The sequence below is a fragment of the Streptomyces sp. NPDC050263 genome, from assembly GCF_040655955.1.
In the GTDB taxonomy this organism is placed as follows: Bacteria; Actinomycetota; Actinomycetes; order Streptomycetales; family Streptomycetaceae; genus Streptomyces.
Genome location: NZ_JBFAKW010000057.1, coordinates 1 through 19,096 on the forward strand (window position 1 = coordinate 1; position 19,096 = coordinate 19,096).

The window sequence follows — 19,096 nt, forward strand, 5'->3', positions numbered from 1 at the left end:
CCGGGCGCGAGCCGACGCCGATGCCGAAGTCGAGGCGTCCGCCGGAGACGACGTCGACGGTGGCGGCGATCTTGGCCGGCATCGCCGGCGGCCGGAAGCGATTGCTGGTCACCATCACGCCGAGCCGCAGCCGTCGGGTGTGGGCGGCCAGGGCGGCGAGCAGTGTCCAGCCTTCGTAGGTCACGCCGTCGGGGTCGCCGCCGATCGGCATGAGGTGGTCGAACAGCCAGGCGTGCTCGATCTCCGCAGGGGCGTCGGCCTCGCGCAGACCCGCAGGAGGTCGTGGCAGTCGACCTGCGAGGGAGCGGTGTGCACCCAGCTCCTCGACGCCGCCGCCGCGGGCGAGATCCGCGCCGACCTCGACGCCTACCAACTGATGCGCGGGATCGGAAACCTCTGCATCGGCGCCGACAGCGACTACCGCTACGACGCACGCCGACTGGTCGCGTTCCTCGTCGCGGGCCTGCACACCGTGATCGATTGATCGCTATCATGGAACACATCGCGCGAAAGCGATCGTGCGAGCCGCCGGGTTGCCGTGCCGCCCCGGCGGACCACACGGACGGAAGCGGTGGGGACATGCGGGAGTCATCGCAGCAGCGGCAGGCCCGGATCGCGGAGATGGTGCGGGACCGCGGCATCGCGCGCATCACCGACCTCGCCGACGAACTCGGCGTCTCCGTCGTGACCATGCGGCGCGACGTCGAGGAACTGGCCCGGCGCGGCGAGGTGCGCCGCGGGCACGGGGTGGCGCGTTCACTGCGGCCGATGCCCGAGGAGACCGCCGCCGGGAGCGACGCGATCGCCATGGTCGTCCCGGAGAGCAACACCTATCTCACCGAGGCCGTGCAAGGCGCGCGGGAGGCCGCGGAGAAGGCCGGTCTGCGGCTGGCCCTGCACATCACCGCCGGGTACGGCGGGGCGGAGCGCGAAGCGGTGCGCCAGGCGCTGGACGCCGGGGCCCGCGGGCTGCTGCTGTCGCCGCACTGGCGTACGCGGGACGAGGCGGACGCGGACCAGTCGTGGCTGTCCGCCCTGGACGTCCCGGCCGTGCTGGTGGAGCGGCGCCCCGCCCGGACCAGCGCGAGCTACCCGCTGGACTGCGTGCGCACGGACCACGCGCACGGCGTGCACCTCGCCCTCGAGCACCTGACCGGCCTCGGGCACCGGCGGATCGTGCTGGCGGCGCGCGACGACAGCCCCACCGCGCGGACCATCCGCGCCGAGTTCGCCGAGCAGACCGCTGCCCGGGGACTGGCCGAAGGGTGCGGCACGATTCTCAGCTCGCCCACCGCGGGCCCCGACCCGCACGCCGCCGACCCGCGGGCGGTCGACCTGGCCGAGACGGTCGTCCGGAGCGGGGCCACCGCGGTGCTGATCCACAGCGACATGGACGCGCTGGTTCTGGTGCAGGGGCTCCAGGCGGCGGGGATCCGGGTCCCGGACCGGTGTTCGGTGGTCGCGTACAACGACGTGGTCGCCGACATGGGATCGGTCCCGCTGACCGCCGTCGCCCCGCCCAAGGCGGAGCTCGGCCGGACCGGAGTCGATCTGCTGCTGCGCCGGCTCGAGATGGCGCGCGGCGGGCTGCGCCCCGGCGCGACCCGGCACCTGGAGCTGCTGCCCGACCTGGTGGTCAGGGGATCCACCCAGCAGATTTGATTGTTTGACCGTTTCAGTTTCCTTTGTTCGATGTATTGACGTCTTTTTCATCAGACGATCAGGATGCCCGTATCCCCAGCCATCACGCGGGAGGGTCCATGCCTGGCCGACGACGCCCACGACGCCCACTCGTACTGACGATCCTCGCCCTGCTGCTCACCGCCTGCTCCACCCCCGGCGGCAGCGACACCGCCCAGGACGGCGGGCAGGTCCACCTCACCTTCTGGTCGGCGCTGCGCGGCACCCAGGAGGTCGTCGACGAGTACAACCGCAGCCAGGACAAGGTCAGGGTCGACTTCCAGCAGGTCCCCTCCGGCGCCCAGGGCGGCTATGCCAAGCTCAGCAACGCCGCCCGCGCCGGCAACGCCCCCGACGTCGCCACCATCGAGTACCCGCAGCTGCCCGGCTTCGCCATCGACGGCGTGCCGCGCGATCTCACCGGGCTGCTGCCCGACTCGGTGCGCCGCAAGATCCTCCCGCAGGCGCTGGACCTCACCACGCTCGACGGGCGCATCTACGCCGTGCCGGTGGACATCGAGCCGATGATGTTCTTCTACCGCAAGGACGTGTTCACGAAGTACGGCATCCCCGTCCCCAAGACCTGGGCGGAGTTCGAGAGTTCGGCCCGCAAGCTCAAGAAGGCCGAGCCCGGCTCGCGGATCGCGAGCTTCTTCACCAACGGCTCCCTGCACATGGCCGGGTTCGCCTGGCAGGCCGGCGCCCAGTGGTTCCGGACCGCCCAGGACACCTGGCGGATCTCCATGACCGACGCGCCGACCCGCAAGGTCGCCGCGTACTGGCAGCGCCTGGTGGACGAGGACCTGGTGCGCGTCGAGCCGGTGGACAGCCAGCAGTGGCGGGCGCATCTGCGCAGCGGGGAGACCGTCGGCTACACGGCGGGCGCCTGGGCGGCGGGCTCCCTGATGAACTCCACTCCCAGCGGAAAGGGCAAGTGGGCCATCGCGCCCCTCCCCCAGTGGGACCCGGACAAGCCGTCCCTGGGCACTCAGGGCGGCTCCACCTTCACCGTCACCAAGGACAGCCACCACCCGAAGGAGGCCCTGGACTTCATCACCTGGATGGTCACCAGCCCGGAAGCGCTGCGCGCGAAACTCTCCAGCGGCATCAGCAGCGCCTACCCGGCCGTGCCCGCCCTCGTTCCCGTCGCCCGCAAGGAGATGGACACCGCCTACTACGGCGGCCAGGACATCTTCGGCCTGTTCCAGCAGTCCGCCGGACTGATCTCGCCGCGCTGGCAGTGGGGGCCGCGGATGACCTCCACCATCACCTCCGTCGAGGACGGCTTCGCGAAGGCGGGCGCCGGCAGCGGCACCGTCGTCGGCGCGCTGCGCGAAGGACAGCGCAGAACACTGCCCGACCTCAAGAGCCTCGGCCTGTCGGTCACTACCCACTGAGGTGCACCCGTGAGCACAGTGATCTCTCCAGGGAAACCGCGCAAGCACACCGGGACGGCATCGCGGGCCGAGAGCCCGGCCCGCCCCCGCAAGGCCGGACGCCGGCAGCAGTTGTTCGCCTGCGTCACGCTCCTGGCCCCGTTCACGGCACTGCTCGTCGCCGTGTTCCTCGTGCCCGTCGGCTACGCCGTCGGCCTGAGCCTCTTCTCCGAGGACCACAAGGGCCTCGGCTTCGGCGGCGGCACGACCGTCTTCACCGGGCTGCGCAGCTATCTCGCGGTGCTGACCGACCCGAGCTTCCTGTCCGGGTTCGGGGTCATCGCCGTCTACTGCGTGATCTTCGTGCCGGTGATCGTGATCGGCGCTCTCGCACTGGCCCTGCTCCTCGACTCCGGGCTGATCCGGCTGCGGCGCACCGCGCAGACGCTGCTGTACCTGCCGCACGCCGTGCCCGGGATCATCGCCGCCGTCCTCTGGCTGTACCTCTACACCCCCGGCCTCAGCCCGGTCATCAGGCTCTTCGCCCGGGCCGACGTCACCGTCGACTTCCTGGGGCTGCACACCGTGCTCCCGTCGATCGTCAACATCGCCCTGTGGAGCGGCCTCGGCTACCACATGGTGATCTTCTACGCCGCTCTCCAGGCCCTGCCGAGCGAGGTGATCGAGGCGGCGCGGATCGACGGCGCCGGCGGCATCCGCACCGCGCTCCAGGTCAAGGTGCCCATCATCAAGGGGTCCGTCGTGATGGTGTGCATGTTCGCGCTGATCGGCGCGCTCCAGCTGTTCACCGAGCCCATGCTGATGAACCAGGCCACTCCGATGGTCAACTCCCGCTTCACGCCGAACATGTACATCTACGACGCGGCCTTCCGCCGCAACAACTACGGACTGGCCTCCGCGGCCTCCGTCATCCTCCTCGTCGTCACCTGCGCCCTGTCCTATGCCGTCACGCGCTGGGCGGGCCGCAGGGAACGGAGTCCGCGATGACCACCACCAGACTCACCAGCCGCACCGTGGCCAACACCGTCGTCCTCGTCGCGGCCCTGTACACGCTGCTGCCCAGCCTGTGGCTGCTGCTGGCCTCCACCAAGAACGCCGACGCGCTCTTCGGCAGCGACATCCTCTCCTTCGGCGACTTCTCGCTCTGGCACAACGTGAGCGACCTGTTCACCATGGAGGACGGCGTCTACGGCCGCTGGTATCTCAACAGCCTGCTGTACGCGGTGGTCGGCGCGTTCGTCGGCTCGCTGATCAGCGTCGCCGCCGGGTACGCCTTCGACAAGTACGAGTTCCCGCACAAGGAGAAGCTGTTCGGGCTCGTCCTCACCGGCGTGATGGTCCCGCCGACCGTACTGGCCCTGCCGCTCTACCTGGTGGCTTCCGGCGTCGGCCTGGTCAACACCTTCTGGGCGGTGTTCATACCGGTCCTGTTCAACCCCTTCGGCGTCTACCTGGCCCGTCTGCTGAGCAGCGGCTACGTGCCCGACGAGGTGCTGGAAGCCTCCCGCGTGGACGGCGCGGGCGAACTGCAGACGTACCTCCGCGTCAGTCTGCGCATGCTCGGCCCCGGCTTCGTCACCGTCTTCCTCTTCCAGCTCACCGCCATCTGGAACAACTTCTTCCTGCCGATGGTGATGCTCTCCGACCAGCACCTGTATCCGCTCAGCCTCGGCCTCTACACCTGGAACAGCTCCGCCACCGTCTCCCCCGAGTACTACCCGCTGGTCGTCGTCGGCTCGCTGCTCGCCGTCGTCCCGCTGATCGTCACCTTCATCGCTCTGCAGCGATACTGGAAGTCCGGCCTGACCGCAGGGAGCGTCAAGTGACCCACCTCGACGGCAGTTCCCGCCGCCGCCCGCGCGCCGTCCTCGCCATGGCGCAAAAGACCGCGCACCAGGTCCTCGACACAGACGTACGGGCCCGGCTGGCCGCCCTCACCGACCTCGACCCGCAGCTCGTCCTGGACGATCTGACCACCCCCGCCGCCCACCGCGCCCTCGCCGACGCCGAGTTGCTCATCACCGGCTGGGGCTGCCCTCCCGTCGACGCGGCGGCCTTGAAGGCCGCGCCCCGGCTGCGCGCGGTGGTGCACACCGCCGGAACCGTGCGCCACCACATCACGGCCGCGTGCTGGGAGCGCGGCCTGGCGGTGTCCTCCGCGGCGGCGGCCAACGCCGTGCCGGTCGCCGAGTACACCCTCGCCATGATCCTGCTCGCCAACAAACGCGTCCTCGACACCGCCCGCGTCTACCGCGCCGAGCGGAGCCGCGTCGACTGGAACGAACGCCACCCCGACGCGGGCAACTACCGCCGCACCGTGGGCATCCTCAGCGCCTCGATCATCGGACGCCGGGTCATCGACCTGCTGCGCCCGCACGATCTGACGGTGCTGCTCCACGACCCGTACGTCCCCGACGCCGAGGCGCGGAAGCTGGGAGCGCACCCGGTCCCGCTCACGGAGCTGTTCGCCCGCAGTGACGTCGTCAGCGTGCACACCCCGCTGCTGCCCGAGACCCGGGGCCTGGTCAGCCGCGTCATGCTGACCCGGCTGCGCAACGGCGGCACGCTGATCAACACCGCGCGCGGGGCCGTCGTCGACCAGGACGCCCTCACCGACGAGGTGGTGTCCGGGCGCCTGCACGCGGTCCTGGACGTCACCGAGCCGGAGGTGCTGCCCGCCGACTCACCGCTGTGGGACTGCCCGAACGTCCTGGTGACCCCGCACATCGCCGGCTCGAAGGGCGGCGAGCTGCGCCGCCTCGCGGACCTGGCGCTGGCCGAGGTGGAGGCGTACGTCCTCGGCCGCCCCTTCGCCCACCCCGTCCGGCCCGAAACCCTGGCCCGCCTCGCCTGAGAGCCTCCGCCCAGCCGCCGCAACGAACAGGAGCCGTGGCCCCGTCATGCCCCACCACCCCCTCGCCCTTCCCGCAGCGGACCGCGTCCTCAGCCCGCACACCGGCTACACCCGCGCCCACTGGGAGGCCGCCGCCGACGGTCTGCTGACCGCCGCGCTGCGCTACGCCGCCCCCGGCCACGCCCTGATCGACCTGCCCGGCCCGCCGTCCCGGTCCGGGGTGCGCTCCGACGGGCTGGAGGGCTTCGCCCGGACGTTCCTGCTCGCCGCGTTCCGCGCCGCCGGAGCCGCCGGCAAGGACCCGCACGGGTTCCTGGAGCGCTACACCGCCGGGCTGGCCCGCGGCACCCGCACCCCCGGCCGCGACGACGCCGAGTCCTGGCCGGAGATCGGCCACCACGGCGTCCAGGGCCAGCCCATGGTGGAATCCGCGTCCGTGGCACTGGCCCTGCGGCTGACCGCGCCCTGGACCTGGGACACGCTTGCGGCCGCCGATCAGGACCGCGTCGAGGCATGGCTGCGCGGCGCGCTGCGGCACACGCCCGCCCCCAACAACTGGTACCTCTTCCCGCTGACCGTCGCGGGTTTCCTGGAATCCGCGGGGCGCGGCGACGCCGAGACACATCGCGCGATCGAGCGCGGCCTCGGTCTGCTGGACGGCTGGTACCAGGGACAGGGCTGGTACTCCGACGGCGACGGCCGCGCCTTCGACCACTACAACGGCTGGGCCCTGCACTTCTACCCGCTGCTCCACGCCCACCTGGCCGGAGACCGGGCGCTGCTCGACCGACTCGGGCCGCGCCTACGGGAGTTCCTCGACGGCTTCGCCCTGCTCTTCGACGCGAACGGCGCCCCCGTCCACCACGGTCGCTCCCTCACCTACCGCTTCGCCGCCGGCGCCGCCGTGGCCCTCGGCGCCCTCACGAACACGACCCCTCACCCCCCGGGTGTCACACGCCGCGTCCTCAGCGGGGCGCTGCGGCACTTCCTGGACCGCGGCGCCCTGAGCGACGACGGACTCCTCGGCCTCGGCTGGTACGGCCCGCACGCAGCGACCCTCCAGCCCTACTCCGGCCCCGGCTCCCCCTACTGGGCGTCCAAGGGCTTCCTCGCCCTGCTGCTCCCGGCCGAGCACCCGGTGTGGACGGCCGCCGAGGAGAAGGCACCGGCCGAGGGACCCGACCGCGTGCTCGCCCTCCCCGCCCCCGGGCTGCTCATCCAGACCACGGGCGCGGACGGCCTGGCCCGGATGCACAACCACGGCAGCTGCAAGCTCGACTCCCGGCAGCCGGAACAGGCTCCCGGCAACCCGCTCTACTCCCGGCTCGCGTACTCCACCCGCACCGGGCCGACCGGCGCCGCCAACGCTCCCGACAACCACATCGCGCTGACGGCCCGCGGCACCCGCAGCGCCCGGGTGCGCATCGAGCCCCTGGCCGCCGGTCCCGACTGGCTCGCCTCCTGGCACCGGCCGGTCTTCCCCGAGGGCGGTCCGGTGCTCCCGTCGGCCCGGATCGAGAGCCTGACGCTGGTCCGCGGCAGGCTGGAGTTGCGCGTGCACCGCACGGTCTGCGTACCGGCGGGGACGCCGATCCACCACAGCGGCTGGGCAGTTGCCCTCCCGCCCGAGGCCGAGCTGTCAGGGGAGGCCGAGCTGCGGCTCGACGGCCCTGACGTGACAAGCCAGTTGCTCGGCCTGCACGGCTGGCAGACGCGACGCACGGTCCGCGCACCGCAGGGCACGGCCTACGGCCCCTGGGCCCTGGTCCCCGAACTCACCGCAACGGTAGGCGAGTCGGGTGCCGGCACGGTGTTCGTCGCGCTCGCCTCCCTCACGGGCGAACCGGCCCCGGCCGCCCTCGCCGGGCAGGCCGCCGCCGAGGCGGACGGTCTCGCGGTCACCGTCCGCTGGGCCGACGGAGCCCGCACGGTCGTCGACTTCGGCGCCCACGACACCCACGGCCCCGGCGGCCTCTCGGTGCGGGAGTCGGGGCCGTCATGACGCTTCGCCTGGGCCTGTGCTCCGTCACGCTGCGCCGTCTCGATGTGGCCGGCGTCCTCGCGGCCGCGGTGGACGCGGGCCTGGAGTGCGTCGAGTGGGGCGCCGACGTCCACGTACCGGCGGGCGAGGAGGCCGTGGCCGCCGACGTCCGCGCCGCCACCGAGGAAGCGGGGCTCACGGTCGCCTCGTACGGTTCGTACTACCGGGCCGGACACTCCGACCCCGGGGCCTTCGACGGCGTCCTGCGCTCGGCCGTGCTGCTCGGTGCGCCCCGTATCCGCGTCTGGGCGGGCGCGACGGGGACGGACGAGACGTCTCCCGACGCGCGGGCGGCCGTCGTCGGGGACACCCGTCGCGCGGCGGCGCTGGCGGCCGACGCGGGCGTCCGACTCGCCTACGAGTTCCACCGGAACACGCTCACGGACGGCGCCGACCGTGCGCTCCGGCTGCTGGACGAGATCGACCACCCCGGTGTCCGCACGTACTGGCAACCGCCGCTCGACGTGTCCGACGCGGACGCGCTCCGCGGCCTCGACGCCCTGATCGACCGCGTCGCCGCCGTGCACGCCTTCTCGTGGTGGCCCGGAACCACCCGCCGCCCGTTGTCCGCCCGCGGCGAGCTGTGGCGGTCGGCTCTGGCCCGCCTGCGCGCAGCCGGACGGCCGCTGGACGTCCTCCTGGAGTTCGTCCCGGACGACGACGAAAAGGCACTCGCCCGCGAGGTCCGGACCCTCCGATCCCTCCGGTCTCCCCGATCGCTTCGATAGATCGGATCTCTCCCGGTTCATTGACGTACATCACTCCCTTCCCTATGTTTCAGCGCGGGATTGCTCCGATGAATCGCTGAGCCTGCCTGGAGGCACCGTGTCCGTCCCCTCCGTGCCCGACCCGTCCAGACGTACTGTCCTCGTCACCGGATCCGCCCTGGGCGGCGCGCTGTTGGCCACCGGCCCGACGGCCACCCGGGCCGGCGCGGCCGACCGCGCCGAGACGGCCATCGCCCACGACGACCCCTGGCGGAGCGTCCTCGACGACGCCGACCTCGTCTGGCAGCGGATGCCGACGACCTGGTACGAGGGCCCGTTCCTCGGCAACGGCCTCCTCGGCTCCGGGATCTACGCGGAGCCCAGCGCCGCGCCGGGCACCGCGCCGACGGCCGTGCGCTTCAACGTCCAGCACTCCGAAGTACAGGACCACCGCCCCGAGTTCGGCTCCCTCTTCGGCCTGGCCCGGCTGCCGATCGGCTACTTCACCCTGGAGCCGGTGGGTGCGATCACCGGTCTGGACTGGCGACTCTCGCTGCACGACGCCGAGTTGACCGGCACGCTCACCACCGAGAAGGGCACCCTGTCGCTGCGCGCCCTGGTCCACAACGACCGCTCCCTCCTCGCCGTGGAGGTGACGCCGAGCGCGGGCGAGCGCGATTTCCGCTGGGTGTTCCACCCGGCGGACGCGATCAGTCCGCGAGCCGCGTTCAAGCCGCTGCCGGACGGCTACCGGGGCAACCCGCCCGCCCAGGTCGCCGACCACGGCGCGGTGACGGCCGCCGTTCAGCCGCTGCTGGCGGGCGGACAGCACGTCACCGCCTGGCGGGAGCGGACCAGGGGCCGGACGCGGACGCTCTACGCGCACGTCACCCACTCGTTCCCGCGGAGCACAGCCCTGGACCGAGCCCTGAAGGCGGTCCGCGCCGCTGCCCTGCTGCCCTACTCCGCCCTGGCCGTGAGCCACCGCGCCTGGTGGCACGCGTACTACCGCAAGAGCTTCCTTTCCGTCCCCGACGCCCGTATCCAGCGCTTCTACTGGATCCAGCTCTACAAGACCGCCTCCGCCGCCCGCCGCGACGCTCCGGTGATGGCGACGAGCGGCCCCTGGCTGGAACCCACGCCCTGGCCCAACACCTGGTGGAACCTCAACGCCCAGCTGGAGTACTGGCTCATCCACGGCTCCAACCATCTCGAACTCGACGCGATCACCCGGACGTTGAGCGAGTTCCGGAGCAACCTCGCGGCCGAGGTGCCGACGCCGTACCGCGCCGACTCGCTCGGCATCCCCCGCACCACCGACCCCCATCTCGTCAACGGCGCGGCCAGCGCCCTGATGGGGTACGGGGTCGGCATCCCCGGCCAGGACCCGCCGACCCCCGAAGTCGGCAATCTGACCTGGGCGTTGCACAACGTCTGGCTCAGCTACCGCCACACGATGGACCGGTCGATCCTGAGGGACGTCCTCTACCCCCTCCTCCGTGGGGCGATCAACTACTACCTGCACTTCCTGGAGCCCGGTCCGGACGGCAGACTGCATCTGCCCGCCACCTTCTCCCCCGAGTACGGCGGCGACTCACGCGACTGCAACTACGACCTGATGCTCCTGACCTGGGGCTGCCGCACGCTCCTCGAATCCGCGGAACTCCTCGGCGTCCGCGACCCGTTGGCCCCCCGGTGGCGTGAGGTGCTGGCGAAGCGCGCGCCCTATCCGACGGACGCGAACGGTTTCATGATCGGTGCGGACATCCCGTTCGCGAAGTCCCACCGCCACTACTCGCACCTGCTCGCCGTCTACCCGCTGTACGAGGTGACCGGCCGCACGCCTGACGAACGCGCCCTGATCGAGAGGTCGTTGGCGCACTGGGTGGGCTTCGAGGGGGCCCTCCAGGGCTACACGTTCACGGGCGCCGCCTCGATCTCCGCGCTGCTCGGCAAGGGCGAGGACGCGCTGCGGTACCTCGGCGAGCTCATGACCCGCTTCATCAAGCCCAACACCATGTACCAGGAGTCGGGCCCGGTCATCGAGACGCCCCTGTCGGCGGCCCAGTCCCTGCACGACATGGTCTGCCAGTCCTGGGGCGGCCTCATCAGGGTGTTCCCCGCGCTGCCGGCCGCCTGGACGGACCTCGCCGTGCACGACTTCCGCACGCAGGGCGCCTTCCTGCTGAGCGCCCGCCGCCGGGGCGGCGCCACCCGCTGGGTGCGGCTGGTCAGCGAGGCGGGCGCCGACTGCGTCGTACGGCACGGGATCCAGGGTCCGGTCGACGTGCGGGACGGGCGGGGCCGCTTCCTGCGGTGCTCCGACGCCGGCGACGGCGCGATCCATGTCCCCCTGCGCAAGGGCGAGTCGGCGCTGATCACCGCCGAGGGCGACCGGCCCGACCTGACCGTCGCGCCCGTACGCCCGAACGAGGACGCGCCCCGGTGGGGACTGCCCGGCAGCCGATCCGATCGGCGGGAGTCGTAGAGTGCCGCGCATGAAGGCCTTGATCGCCGCCGTCCGCGAGCAGGACGAAGCCGCCCGTTTCCTCGCCTGGCCAGGCGATTTCGACCTGGACCGAAGCGACCACGGAGAGGAGGTGCACCTCGCCTCGGGCGCCCGGCTGGAGGGCTTCGCGGGCGACGGCGCCGGGGGCACCTACTTCTTCTGCGGTGAGGGCGGCGAGGAACGTCCGATCCTGTTCGCCGACTCCGAAGGCGGCGCGTCGCTCATCGCCATGGGGCTGCCCGAACTCCTGCGGCTCCTGCTGGTGGTCCCGTGGTGGCGCGACTGCCGGACGTTCACCGCGCAGGAGAGCCAGGAACTCGCGGCCGAGTACCTGGCGGACATGCCGGACCTGGCGGCCCGACGCGACCGTGCCGCCGCGGCCCTCGGCCTGACCCTCCCCGGCGAGGCGGACGCCCTGGCCCGGCTGCGGGACGTGGCTGTCGCCGTCTGAGCGAAGTACATCCTCGTCTTCACCCCGCAGGACGAGCCCTACGCCCCCTGTTCACGAACTGACGTGCTGCGGAGATTGGCCGGAAACCGCTGCGCCCTCATCGGTCCGGACCATTGACCGTGCTCGGTCCGGCCGGGACTCTGTTCCACGCCCCTCAATCTGATGCATGAACCTTGTCCATGTATATGAACGAGAACGAGGTGAGTCAGTCATGAGCACATCCCGCAACGCATCACGCAGGACCCTGCTCGGCGCGGCGCTCGGCGGCGCGGCGGCGGCCACGGTCGGCGGCCTGCCCGGCACCGCGTACGCCGCCTCCTGGCAGCAGAAGTGGGCGCCGTCGGCGAGCAGCGCCGGCCTCGGCGCCTTCGAGACCGTCGAGGACGACCGCGCCGACTCCCACACATCGGGTCAGCCGCACATCTTCGCCACCGGGAACAACTGGCGCTTCAACATGCACATGGCCGACCGGGACACCTCCACCGACCGTCAGCGCCAGGAGGTCACCGGTCTGCGCAACGGCAGCGGCAGCAACTACCTCAAGTGGACCTCGGGTCAGACCTGGCGGGTCACGTACTCGATGTACATCCCCAGCTCCCTGAAGGCGACCACCACCTTCACGCACATCATGCAGATGAAGCAGCCCGGCACCGGCACCTCGCCGATCGTCGTGCAGTCGCTGCGCCGGGTGAACGGGGTGCAGACCATCGAGCTCAAGCTGTTCGAACAGGACATCCTCGTGGGCCGCACCGACCTGGCTCCCCTGCACGACAAATGGACCGACGTCGACTTCCAGATCAAGGTCGGCGACGGCTCGGCCGGCTCGGTGCGCTGGATCCTCAAGAGCGGCTCGACCACCGTCGTCGACGCCTCGAAGACCGGTGTCGACACCTTCCTCGCCGACCGGGTGCGCCCGAAGTGGGGCATCTACCGCTCCCTCGGCGACACCTCCGGGTCCTTGCAGGACTGCTACCTCCTGCTCACCAACCTGCGCGGCTACCAGCTCGTCTGAGGAGCCGGGACCGCGGACGGCCTCCCCGGCAGGCCTTCGGGGGAATCCGCGGCCGTCCGCGTGGGCGGCCGGGCCGCGGGTGGAACGAAGAGGGGCATGTCCCCCCACTCCGACCCGCCCGCGTCACCGCCCGGCCGGACCGGCGGTACGCAGACCGGCGGTACGCAGACCGGCCGTACGCAGGCCCGCGTGCCGCGCACGCTGCGGAGCGCCGCCGCGTACGCCTGGCGCATCCTCGTCGTCGGCGTCGTCGTGCAGGCCGCCTTCTCCGTACTGGGACAGTTCCATCGCATCGCCGTCGCCGTCTTCCTCGGTCTCGTCGTCACGGCCGTGCTGAAGCCCCTGGCCGACCTCCTCTCCCGTGTCCTGCCACGGGCGCTCGCGGTCGCGGTCTCGGTCGCCGCCGGCATCGTCCTCGTCCTCGGCGGCCTGGCCCTGGTGGGCGAGACCGTCGCCGGACAGCGGACCGGACTCGAGCGGGAGTTCGTCTCGGGCTTCGACCGGATCGAGCACCGGCTGGAGGAGCCGCCCTTCCGGCTGGAGCCGGGTGCGCTGGACGACGTCCAGTCCCGCATCGGCAGACTGCTCTCCAGCCACCGCTCCACCGTCATCAGCACCGCGCTCAGCGGCGCCGGCCGGCTCCTCGAGGTGCTGACCGTCCTCGCCCTCGCCTTGTTCTGCGCGGTCTTCTTCACCCACTCGGGCGACCGGCAGTGGCACTGGTTCTGCGAGCAGCTTCCGCCGCCGGCCCAGAGCCGGGTGGCCGTCGCGGGCCGGACCGCCTGGCGGACCTTCACCGGCTACACCCACGGCATCCTTCTGGTCGCCGCCATCAACGCGGTCCTCGTCGGGATCGCGCTGTCCCTGCTGGGCGTCCCGCTCGCGGTGCCGCTGGCGCTCCTGGAATTCACGGCCGCGTTCATCCCGCTGATCGGCTCGCCCATCGCCCTGTCGGTCGCGGCCGTCGTCGCCCTCGCGTCGAAGGGGGCGCTCACCGCCGCGGTGGTCGTGGCGCTGATCGTGATCATCGGTCAGATCGAGGGCCATCTGCTGCACCCGATCGTGATGAGCTGGGCCGTCCGGCTGCATCCGGTGGTGGTCGCCCTGTCGGTGACGGGCGGAGCGGTCGCGGCGGGCGTGATCGGGGCGGTCGTGGCCGTGCCCCTCGTCGCCGTGGTGTGGTCCGTCCGCCAGGCGCTGCGGCATCAGGACCGGACGGCGACGACCACGGATCCCGATCCCTCGGCCGGATAGTCGTGTGCGCGATGTCCGCCCCCGCTGCGGGACGTCCGCCCCCGCGTCGAAGCCCTCGATGTCGTCGGCGTCGAGTCGGCGCTCAGGTCTGGCCGCCCGCCGCCCCGTCCTCCGGGTCCGTCGCCGAAGCGGCCGGGGCTGCCGCGATACGGCGGTAGGCGGCGCGGGCGTCGAGGATCCGGGCCAGCGCCGTGCCGACGAGGGCCGCGGCGCACAGGCAGCTCAGCCAGAACGCGTCCCGGTCGCCGGCCCAGGTGAGGGTCCCGGCGGGTGGGACGGCGAACCCGTTGAGCATCAGCCAGCACAGGACGGCCGTGCCGGGCGCCGCGGTGAAACGGGCGCACAGGCCCAGTAAGGCCGCCAGCAGAGACAGCGCCGCCAGCGCGAACCCCGGCCGGTCCGTGCCCAGCAGCAAGTTGTGCAACGCCACCAGGATCAGGGCACCGCCGAAGGCCGTGCCCCACACCAGCGGGGTGGCGACCGGCTGCGGCACGGGCCGGGTACCCGGCCTCAGCGACACCCACTCGATCATGTTCCACGCCTCCTTCCGTTCCCCCGTGCCTGTGGACGTCGATCTCGGCAGATCGTGTCCAGTGTCGCCAACCGCACCGCTTTCGCGCGGCCGTTCTTCAACACGGGGTGGAGGCAGGCACGTTCCCGACGTCATCGATCATCGCGAAGAAGGGTGTCAAGACGGGTGTCGCCCACGCCTCGACGTCGACGACACCCATCGTGCCTACTTGATGTAGACGAGCCCGTCGGTGGTGACGGTCGGGCGGCCCGAGGTGCCCACGACGACGATCTTGACGGTGTGCTTCGCGCTGGTGGACCAGGTCTTCGTCCAGACCGCCTGCCGGTAGAGGGTGGTGGAGGACTTCAGGTCGACGGTCGCGACCTTGGCGCCGTCGACGTAGACGTACGCCTGGCCCGAGGTGGCGGCGCGGGAGACCACCCAGGCGGCGGAGCGGCCGGTGAAGGTCCAGGTGAGACTCGCGCCCTCGGTGGCGCTGGAGTACGACTTGCCGCCCAGGTAACTGGTCGAGGAGCGGGCGGTCCAGGCGCCGGACCTGGTCGCGGACGTCTCCTGGAGGATCGCCGGGGTGTAGGAGGCCGAGGAGGCACGGGAGTTGCCGGCGTAGTCGTAGGCCTGCATCGACCAGATGGCGGCGGCGCCGGGCTTGGCGGTGCGGCTGGAAGTGGTGACGGTCGGGCCGAAGGTGGCCGTGGCGGGGGCCAGCAGCCTCACCTCCCGCAGGGCCTTGTCGTCGACGGCCTTCCAGCCGAGGGTGACCGGGACGGCCGTGGCGGTGACGGCGCCGGTGCGCAGGGACAGCTTCGGGGCGGTCGTGAAGGTCGGGGCGGCGGTGTCGGCCACCACGGTCAACGCGGCGCTGGTCGTCGTCTTTCCGGACTGGTGGACGGCCCGTACGGCGACGGTGTGGCTGCCCGCGGCCAGGGTCGCGCTCGCCGAGGTGGCGGTGCCGGCGGCGGTGGCCGCGGTCTTGCCGTCGACCAGCAGCTCGGTCCTGGAGATGAGTGTGCCGGGCGTGGTGGTCGACCAGCGCACGGTGACGGCGCCCTTGGTGTAGTACGTCGAGCCGGACAGGGTCGCGCCGCTCACCGAGGCGACCTTCAGTCCCTGCACCGGGCCGGCCGCCCAGGCGCGGATGGTCGGCAGCTGGTCGTAGAGCAGGCCGCCGGGGCACAGGGTGTTGTAGCCGTCCCGGTGTCCGGAAATGCGCTGGAACGTGTACTTGGCGCCCGCGGTGAAGGCGGTGCCGGACAGGTTCTTCTGGGTGGCGCCCGCGGTGAGCTGGACGGTCCCGGCCGGGTCGGCGCCGTACTGGCCCAGCTTCCAGGCCGCCAGGCGGGCCACGGAGGCGAGGGCGGCGCTTGAGGCGCTGGTGGTGGTGTAGTCGCCGAGCACCGCGACGCCCGCGGACTCCCGGTTCCATCCGTAGGTGTGGGCGCCGAACACCGGCAGGTCGACGCCGCCCTTGCGGCCTTCGAAGATCGTGCCGCACTTGTCGACCAGGAAGTTGTAGCCCATGTCCTTCCAGCCGCTGACCTGCACGTGGTAGGCGTAGATGGCGCGCACGATCGACGCCGAGTCGGCGGCGCAGGAGTAGTCGTTGGCGCCGTCGGTGTGATGGACGAAGACGGCCTTGACGTCCGCGTTGTACTCCGGCGCCTCGGGGCTGATCGACTCGTCCGCGCCCCAGCCGGCCCGCGAGGTGATCGGCGGTTCGGGCACGGTGGACTTCGGCGGGACCGGCACGGTGGCCGTCGGGCTCGGGGTCGGGGTCGGTGTCGTGCTCGGCGTGGCGGACGGGGATCCCGAGTCCGTCGGCGTGGCCGAGGTCGTGGTGTCGGTCGGCTCCGCGGACGCGGTGGTCTGACTGTCCGTCGGGGTCGCTGTGGCGCTGTCGGTCGGAGCGGCGGAGTCGGTGGACTCGGCCGGCTCGGTGGCGGAGGTGTCGGTGGGGTCGGGGGTCTCGTCGGCGACGAACGCGGCCGGCTCGGTCGCGTCGCCGCCCGCCTTGGTCTCGGCGGCGGTCACCACGCCGGGATCGACCAGGTTGACCTCCATGCCCTGGGGCAGCGACGTGCTGGTGGTGCCGTCCTTGCGGACGACCTGTACCTGCACGCCGTCCGAGGGGCCGACCCACAGCGGCTCCGACGAGCCGCGCACCCCGGGCTCCGGACGGTCCAGCGGGTCGACGTCCACGTCCAGTTCGTGCCAGGCGCTCCATGCGCCGCTCGCCAGGCTGCGGGTGCGCACCTGCGCCGTGCCGTCGAGCCGCTTGGCGGCGCCCGTCCAGGAGACGCCGAGCATCGAGAACTGCGCGGTGCCCGTGCGCGCCAGCTCCCGCCGGTCGCCCGCGGTGCCCTTCAGTCCCATGTCGTACACCTTCACCGGCCGCTTGGACCGGCCGGAGGCCCCGGAATGGTCGGAGGGGCCGGCGACCGCGTAGGTCACCACACCGCCACCGCCCAGGACCACCGCGCCCAGCGTCAGCCATGCGCGCCGTTTCAGACTCAACGGTCTGTACGCGCGCGACGAACGACGACTCACGACGAATACCCCCAAAGAAGGCCGTGAAGGCCACAGAAGACAAGTCACTCGGGGCACACCCGTCACGCGGGCCGCCCACCGAGCACAGCGCTCCAGGCCTGAAGATCATCACAGCGGAAGCTGCCCGCGTGACGCAGATCACCGAAACGGTCGGGGGCTACAGGTTTCGCCCGGATCAGGCCTGTGGTTTCCGCCAGATCCTGATCTCGGTCGCCGGAAGTCGCTCCGCGAAGCCGCTCTCGGGTGCTGCCGCCTTCAGCAGCAGCGCGCGCAGTTCCCGCTCGAAGTCCGCCAGCCGGTCGCCGAACAGGTGCGGCGCGGAGTCGGATCGGGAGAACGCCCACGCGACGATCTCGTCCGCAGTGCGGTCGACGACGTCCCCGGCGGGCACCACGTGCCGCTCGACGGGCCCGAATCCCGCCCGGGAGATGACGAGGTCCTCCCGGTCCGGCGTGCCGTGCACGAGGGCGCCCTGCCCCGCTCTGCGCACCGGGCCCAGGTGACGGCGCACCAGATCGCGGATCCGGTCGTACGGGGGCTCGGGCGAGGGCAGCGGCCTCGGGTCGGCGGGCGCGTCCTTGAGGTCGCTGACGTGGACGAACGCGCCGCCCGGCGCCAGCATCTCCCGCACGGTGGCCGCGACCCGATCGCGATCCGTCCAGTGGAAGGACTGGGCGAACACCACGGCACTGAACTCGCCCAGCCCCGCCGGCAGGTCCTCGGCGCGGGCGGCCACCCACCGGGCGTTGGTCACCCCGCGCCGTGCGGCCTGTCGCTCGGCCTCGGCCAGCATGTCCTCGTCCGGGTCGACGCCGACCGCCTCGGCGACGAACCGCGCCATCGGGAGCAGCACGATGCCCGGGCCGCAGCCGACGTCGAGGAGTCTGCCCCGGCCGTCCAGTCCGAGGGCAGTCGCCAGCGTCTCGGCGAAGCGCGGGGCGTAGGGGAGCCGACCGCGCTCGTAATAGGCCGCGCTGCCCCGGAACAGGGTGCGGTCCCACTCCCATCCGTCAGGCATCTCAGTTCCACTCCACGAGTCGGCCCGGTCGCCGACGGTTTCGAGCCCTTGGTGAACCCGTACGCTCCCGGCTCTGGCCCCGGCGACCTACCCGGCGGTATACAAGCCCCGTCGAACGGTACAACAGGCGTACGTGACGGCGTCGTCGGTCGGGCGTCGGTCCAAGGGGGAGGAACGCGATGCAGAGCAACGTGGGCACGGGGAGCCGGGGCAACCGTCGCCGAAAGAGCGTCACCCTCCTGGCGGCGCTGGGGGGTTGCGCGCTCGTCGCCGCTTCGGCGGTGCCCGCCGCGGCGCACGGCGGGGGCCGTGGCGGCCAGTACGTCGCGCTCGGCGACTCCTACACGTCCGGACCCTTCATCCCCAAGCAGGTCGACGCCAACTGCGCGCGCTCCGACCACAATTACCCGTCGATCGTGGCCGGGCGGATACGGGTGAGCCAGTTCAAGGACGTCAGCTGCGGCGGGGCGACGACCGAGCAGATGTGGAAGCCGCAGGGGACCAACGGCCCCCAGCTCGACGCGGTGGGCCGCAACAGCGACATCGTGACCGTGCAGATCGGCGGCAACGACATCGGCTTCGGCGCCATCATCGGCACCTGCGTGCAGCTGGCCCCGACGGACCCGACCGGCAATCCGTGCCAGCGCCACTACGGCGCCTCCGGCGTCGACGAGCTCAGCGTCACCATCGCCAAGACCGCGCCCAAGATCGCGCGGGTGCTGGAGGCGGTGCACGACCGGGCCCCGCACGCCCGGGTGCTGCTCGTCGGCTATCCGGACCTGCTGCCCGACGACGGCAGCAGTTGTGCGCCGTCGGTGCCGTTCGCGACGCGGGACTTCCCCTACCTCCGGGACACCGGCAAGCGTCTCAACCTGATGCTCCGTCTGGTGGCCCGCTGGAACCACGCGGAGTATGTCGACACCTACGGTCCGACCATCGGCCACGACATGTGCAAGTCCCCGGCGGTGCGCTGGATCGAGCCGTTGCAGCCCGCCTCGCCGGCCGCTCCCGCGCACCCCAACGCCAAGGGCGAGGAGGCCATGGCGGGTGCGGTGCTGAAGCGCCTCACCCACGGGCGCGGCGGCCGCTGACCGTCC

Annotated in this window: 15 protein-coding genes and 2 pseudogenes; 13 read left to right on the forward strand and 4 right to left on the reverse strand. The window is 72.0% G+C overall.

Annotation, left to right across the window (positions count from 1 at the left end; genetic code table 11):
• Positions 1-315 (reverse strand): annotated as a pseudogene (locus AB0J04_RS24530) (LLM class flavin-dependent oxidoreductase); the annotation flags it as partial.
• Between AB0J04_RS24530 and AB0J04_RS24535 the strand changes: the two are divergent.
• The 12 genes and pseudogenes from AB0J04_RS24535 to AB0J04_RS24590 all read left to right on the forward strand — a co-directional run.
• Positions 308-484: pseudogene (locus AB0J04_RS24535) on the forward strand (TetR family transcriptional regulator); the annotation flags it as partial. The pseudogenes AB0J04_RS24530 and AB0J04_RS24535 overlap by 8 nt on opposite strands.
• 95 nt (positions 485-579) lie before the next feature.
• Positions 580-1,662 carry a LacI family DNA-binding transcriptional regulator gene (locus AB0J04_RS24540; RefSeq protein ID WP_363170688.1) on the forward strand — a complete coding sequence of 361 codons (1,083 nt, stop codon included), beginning with the start codon at positions 580-582 and terminating at the stop codon, positions 1,660-1,662.
• Between the two features lie 98 nt (positions 1,663-1,760).
• Positions 1,761-3,077, forward strand: coding sequence for a sugar ABC transporter substrate-binding protein (locus tag AB0J04_RS24545; protein ID WP_363170689.1), 1,317 nt, complete (start codon positions 1,761-1,763; stop codon positions 3,075-3,077).
• 18 nt (positions 3,078-3,095) lie between these two features.
• On the forward strand, positions 3,096-4,064 hold the full coding sequence (locus AB0J04_RS24550) for a sugar ABC transporter permease (RefSeq protein WP_363170724.1): 969 nt from the start codon (positions 3,096-3,098) through the stop codon (positions 4,062-4,064).
• On the forward strand, positions 4,061-4,903 hold the full coding sequence (locus AB0J04_RS24555) for a carbohydrate ABC transporter permease (RefSeq protein WP_363170690.1): 843 nt from the start codon (positions 4,061-4,063) through the stop codon (positions 4,901-4,903). Before AB0J04_RS24550 ends, AB0J04_RS24555 begins: the two co-directional genes overlap by 4 nt.
• 47 nt (positions 4,904-4,950) lie before the next feature.
• Positions 4,951-5,931, forward strand: a complete 981-nt coding sequence (locus tag AB0J04_RS24560; RefSeq protein WP_363170725.1) for a hydroxyacid dehydrogenase — start codon at positions 4,951-4,953, stop codon at positions 5,929-5,931.
• A gap of 46 nt (positions 5,932-5,977) precedes the next feature.
• Positions 5,978-7,933, forward strand: coding sequence for a DUF2264 domain-containing protein (locus AB0J04_RS24565; RefSeq protein WP_363170691.1), 1,956 nt, complete (start codon positions 5,978-5,980; stop codon positions 7,931-7,933).
• Positions 7,930-8,700 (forward strand): TIM barrel protein, encoded by a 771-nt coding sequence (locus tag AB0J04_RS24570; RefSeq protein ID WP_363170692.1) that lies wholly within the window; start codon positions 7,930-7,932, stop codon positions 8,698-8,700. Before AB0J04_RS24565 ends, AB0J04_RS24570 begins: the two co-directional genes overlap by 4 nt.
• A gap of 97 nt (positions 8,701-8,797) precedes the next feature.
• On the forward strand, positions 8,798-11,167 hold the full coding sequence (locus AB0J04_RS24575; protein ID WP_363170693.1) for a Tat pathway signal sequence domain protein: 2,370 nt from the start codon (positions 8,798-8,800) through the stop codon (positions 11,165-11,167).
• Between the two features lie 10 nt (positions 11,168-11,177).
• Positions 11,178-11,639, forward strand: coding sequence for a hypothetical protein (locus tag AB0J04_RS24580; protein WP_363170694.1), 462 nt, complete (start codon positions 11,178-11,180; stop codon positions 11,637-11,639).
• A 211-nt stretch (positions 11,640-11,850) separates the two neighbouring features.
• Entirely contained in the window at positions 11,851-12,651 is an 801-nt protein-coding gene (locus AB0J04_RS24585; RefSeq protein WP_363170695.1) for a Tat pathway signal sequence domain protein, read from the forward strand.
• 96 nt (positions 12,652-12,747) lie between these two features.
• A complete protein-coding gene (locus AB0J04_RS24590) occupies positions 12,748-13,905 on the forward strand; it encodes an AI-2E family transporter (RefSeq protein ID WP_363170696.1) in 1,158 nt (385 codons plus the stop codon).
• A gap of 82 nt (positions 13,906-13,987) precedes the next feature.
• Here the strand turns inward: AB0J04_RS24590 and AB0J04_RS24595 are convergent, their stop codons facing one another.
• From AB0J04_RS24595 to AB0J04_RS24605, 3 genes are all read right to left on the reverse strand, one after another.
• The gene (locus AB0J04_RS24595; RefSeq protein WP_363170697.1) at positions 13,988-14,437 is read right to left on the reverse strand and encodes a hypothetical protein; all 450 of its coding nucleotides are present in this window, start codon (positions 14,435-14,437) and stop codon (positions 13,988-13,990) included.
• Positions 14,438-14,641: 204 nt separating this feature from the next.
• The gene (locus AB0J04_RS24600) at positions 14,642-16,942 is read right to left on the reverse strand and encodes an N-acetylmuramoyl-L-alanine amidase (RefSeq protein WP_363170726.1); all 2,301 of its coding nucleotides are present in this window, start codon (positions 16,940-16,942) and stop codon (positions 14,642-14,644) included.
• 214 nt (positions 16,943-17,156) lie between these two features.
• Positions 17,157-17,999, reverse strand: coding sequence for a class I SAM-dependent methyltransferase (locus AB0J04_RS24605; protein WP_363170698.1), 843 nt, complete (start codon positions 17,997-17,999; stop codon positions 17,157-17,159).
• A gap of 179 nt (positions 18,000-18,178) precedes the next feature.
• Here AB0J04_RS24605 and AB0J04_RS24610 point away from each other — a divergent pair, with 179 nt between their 5' ends.
• Positions 18,179-19,090 carry an SGNH/GDSL hydrolase family protein gene (locus AB0J04_RS24610; protein WP_363170699.1) on the forward strand — a complete coding sequence of 304 codons (912 nt, stop codon included), beginning with the start codon at positions 18,179-18,181 and terminating at the stop codon, positions 19,088-19,090.
• Positions 19,091-19,096 lie beyond the last annotated feature (6 nt).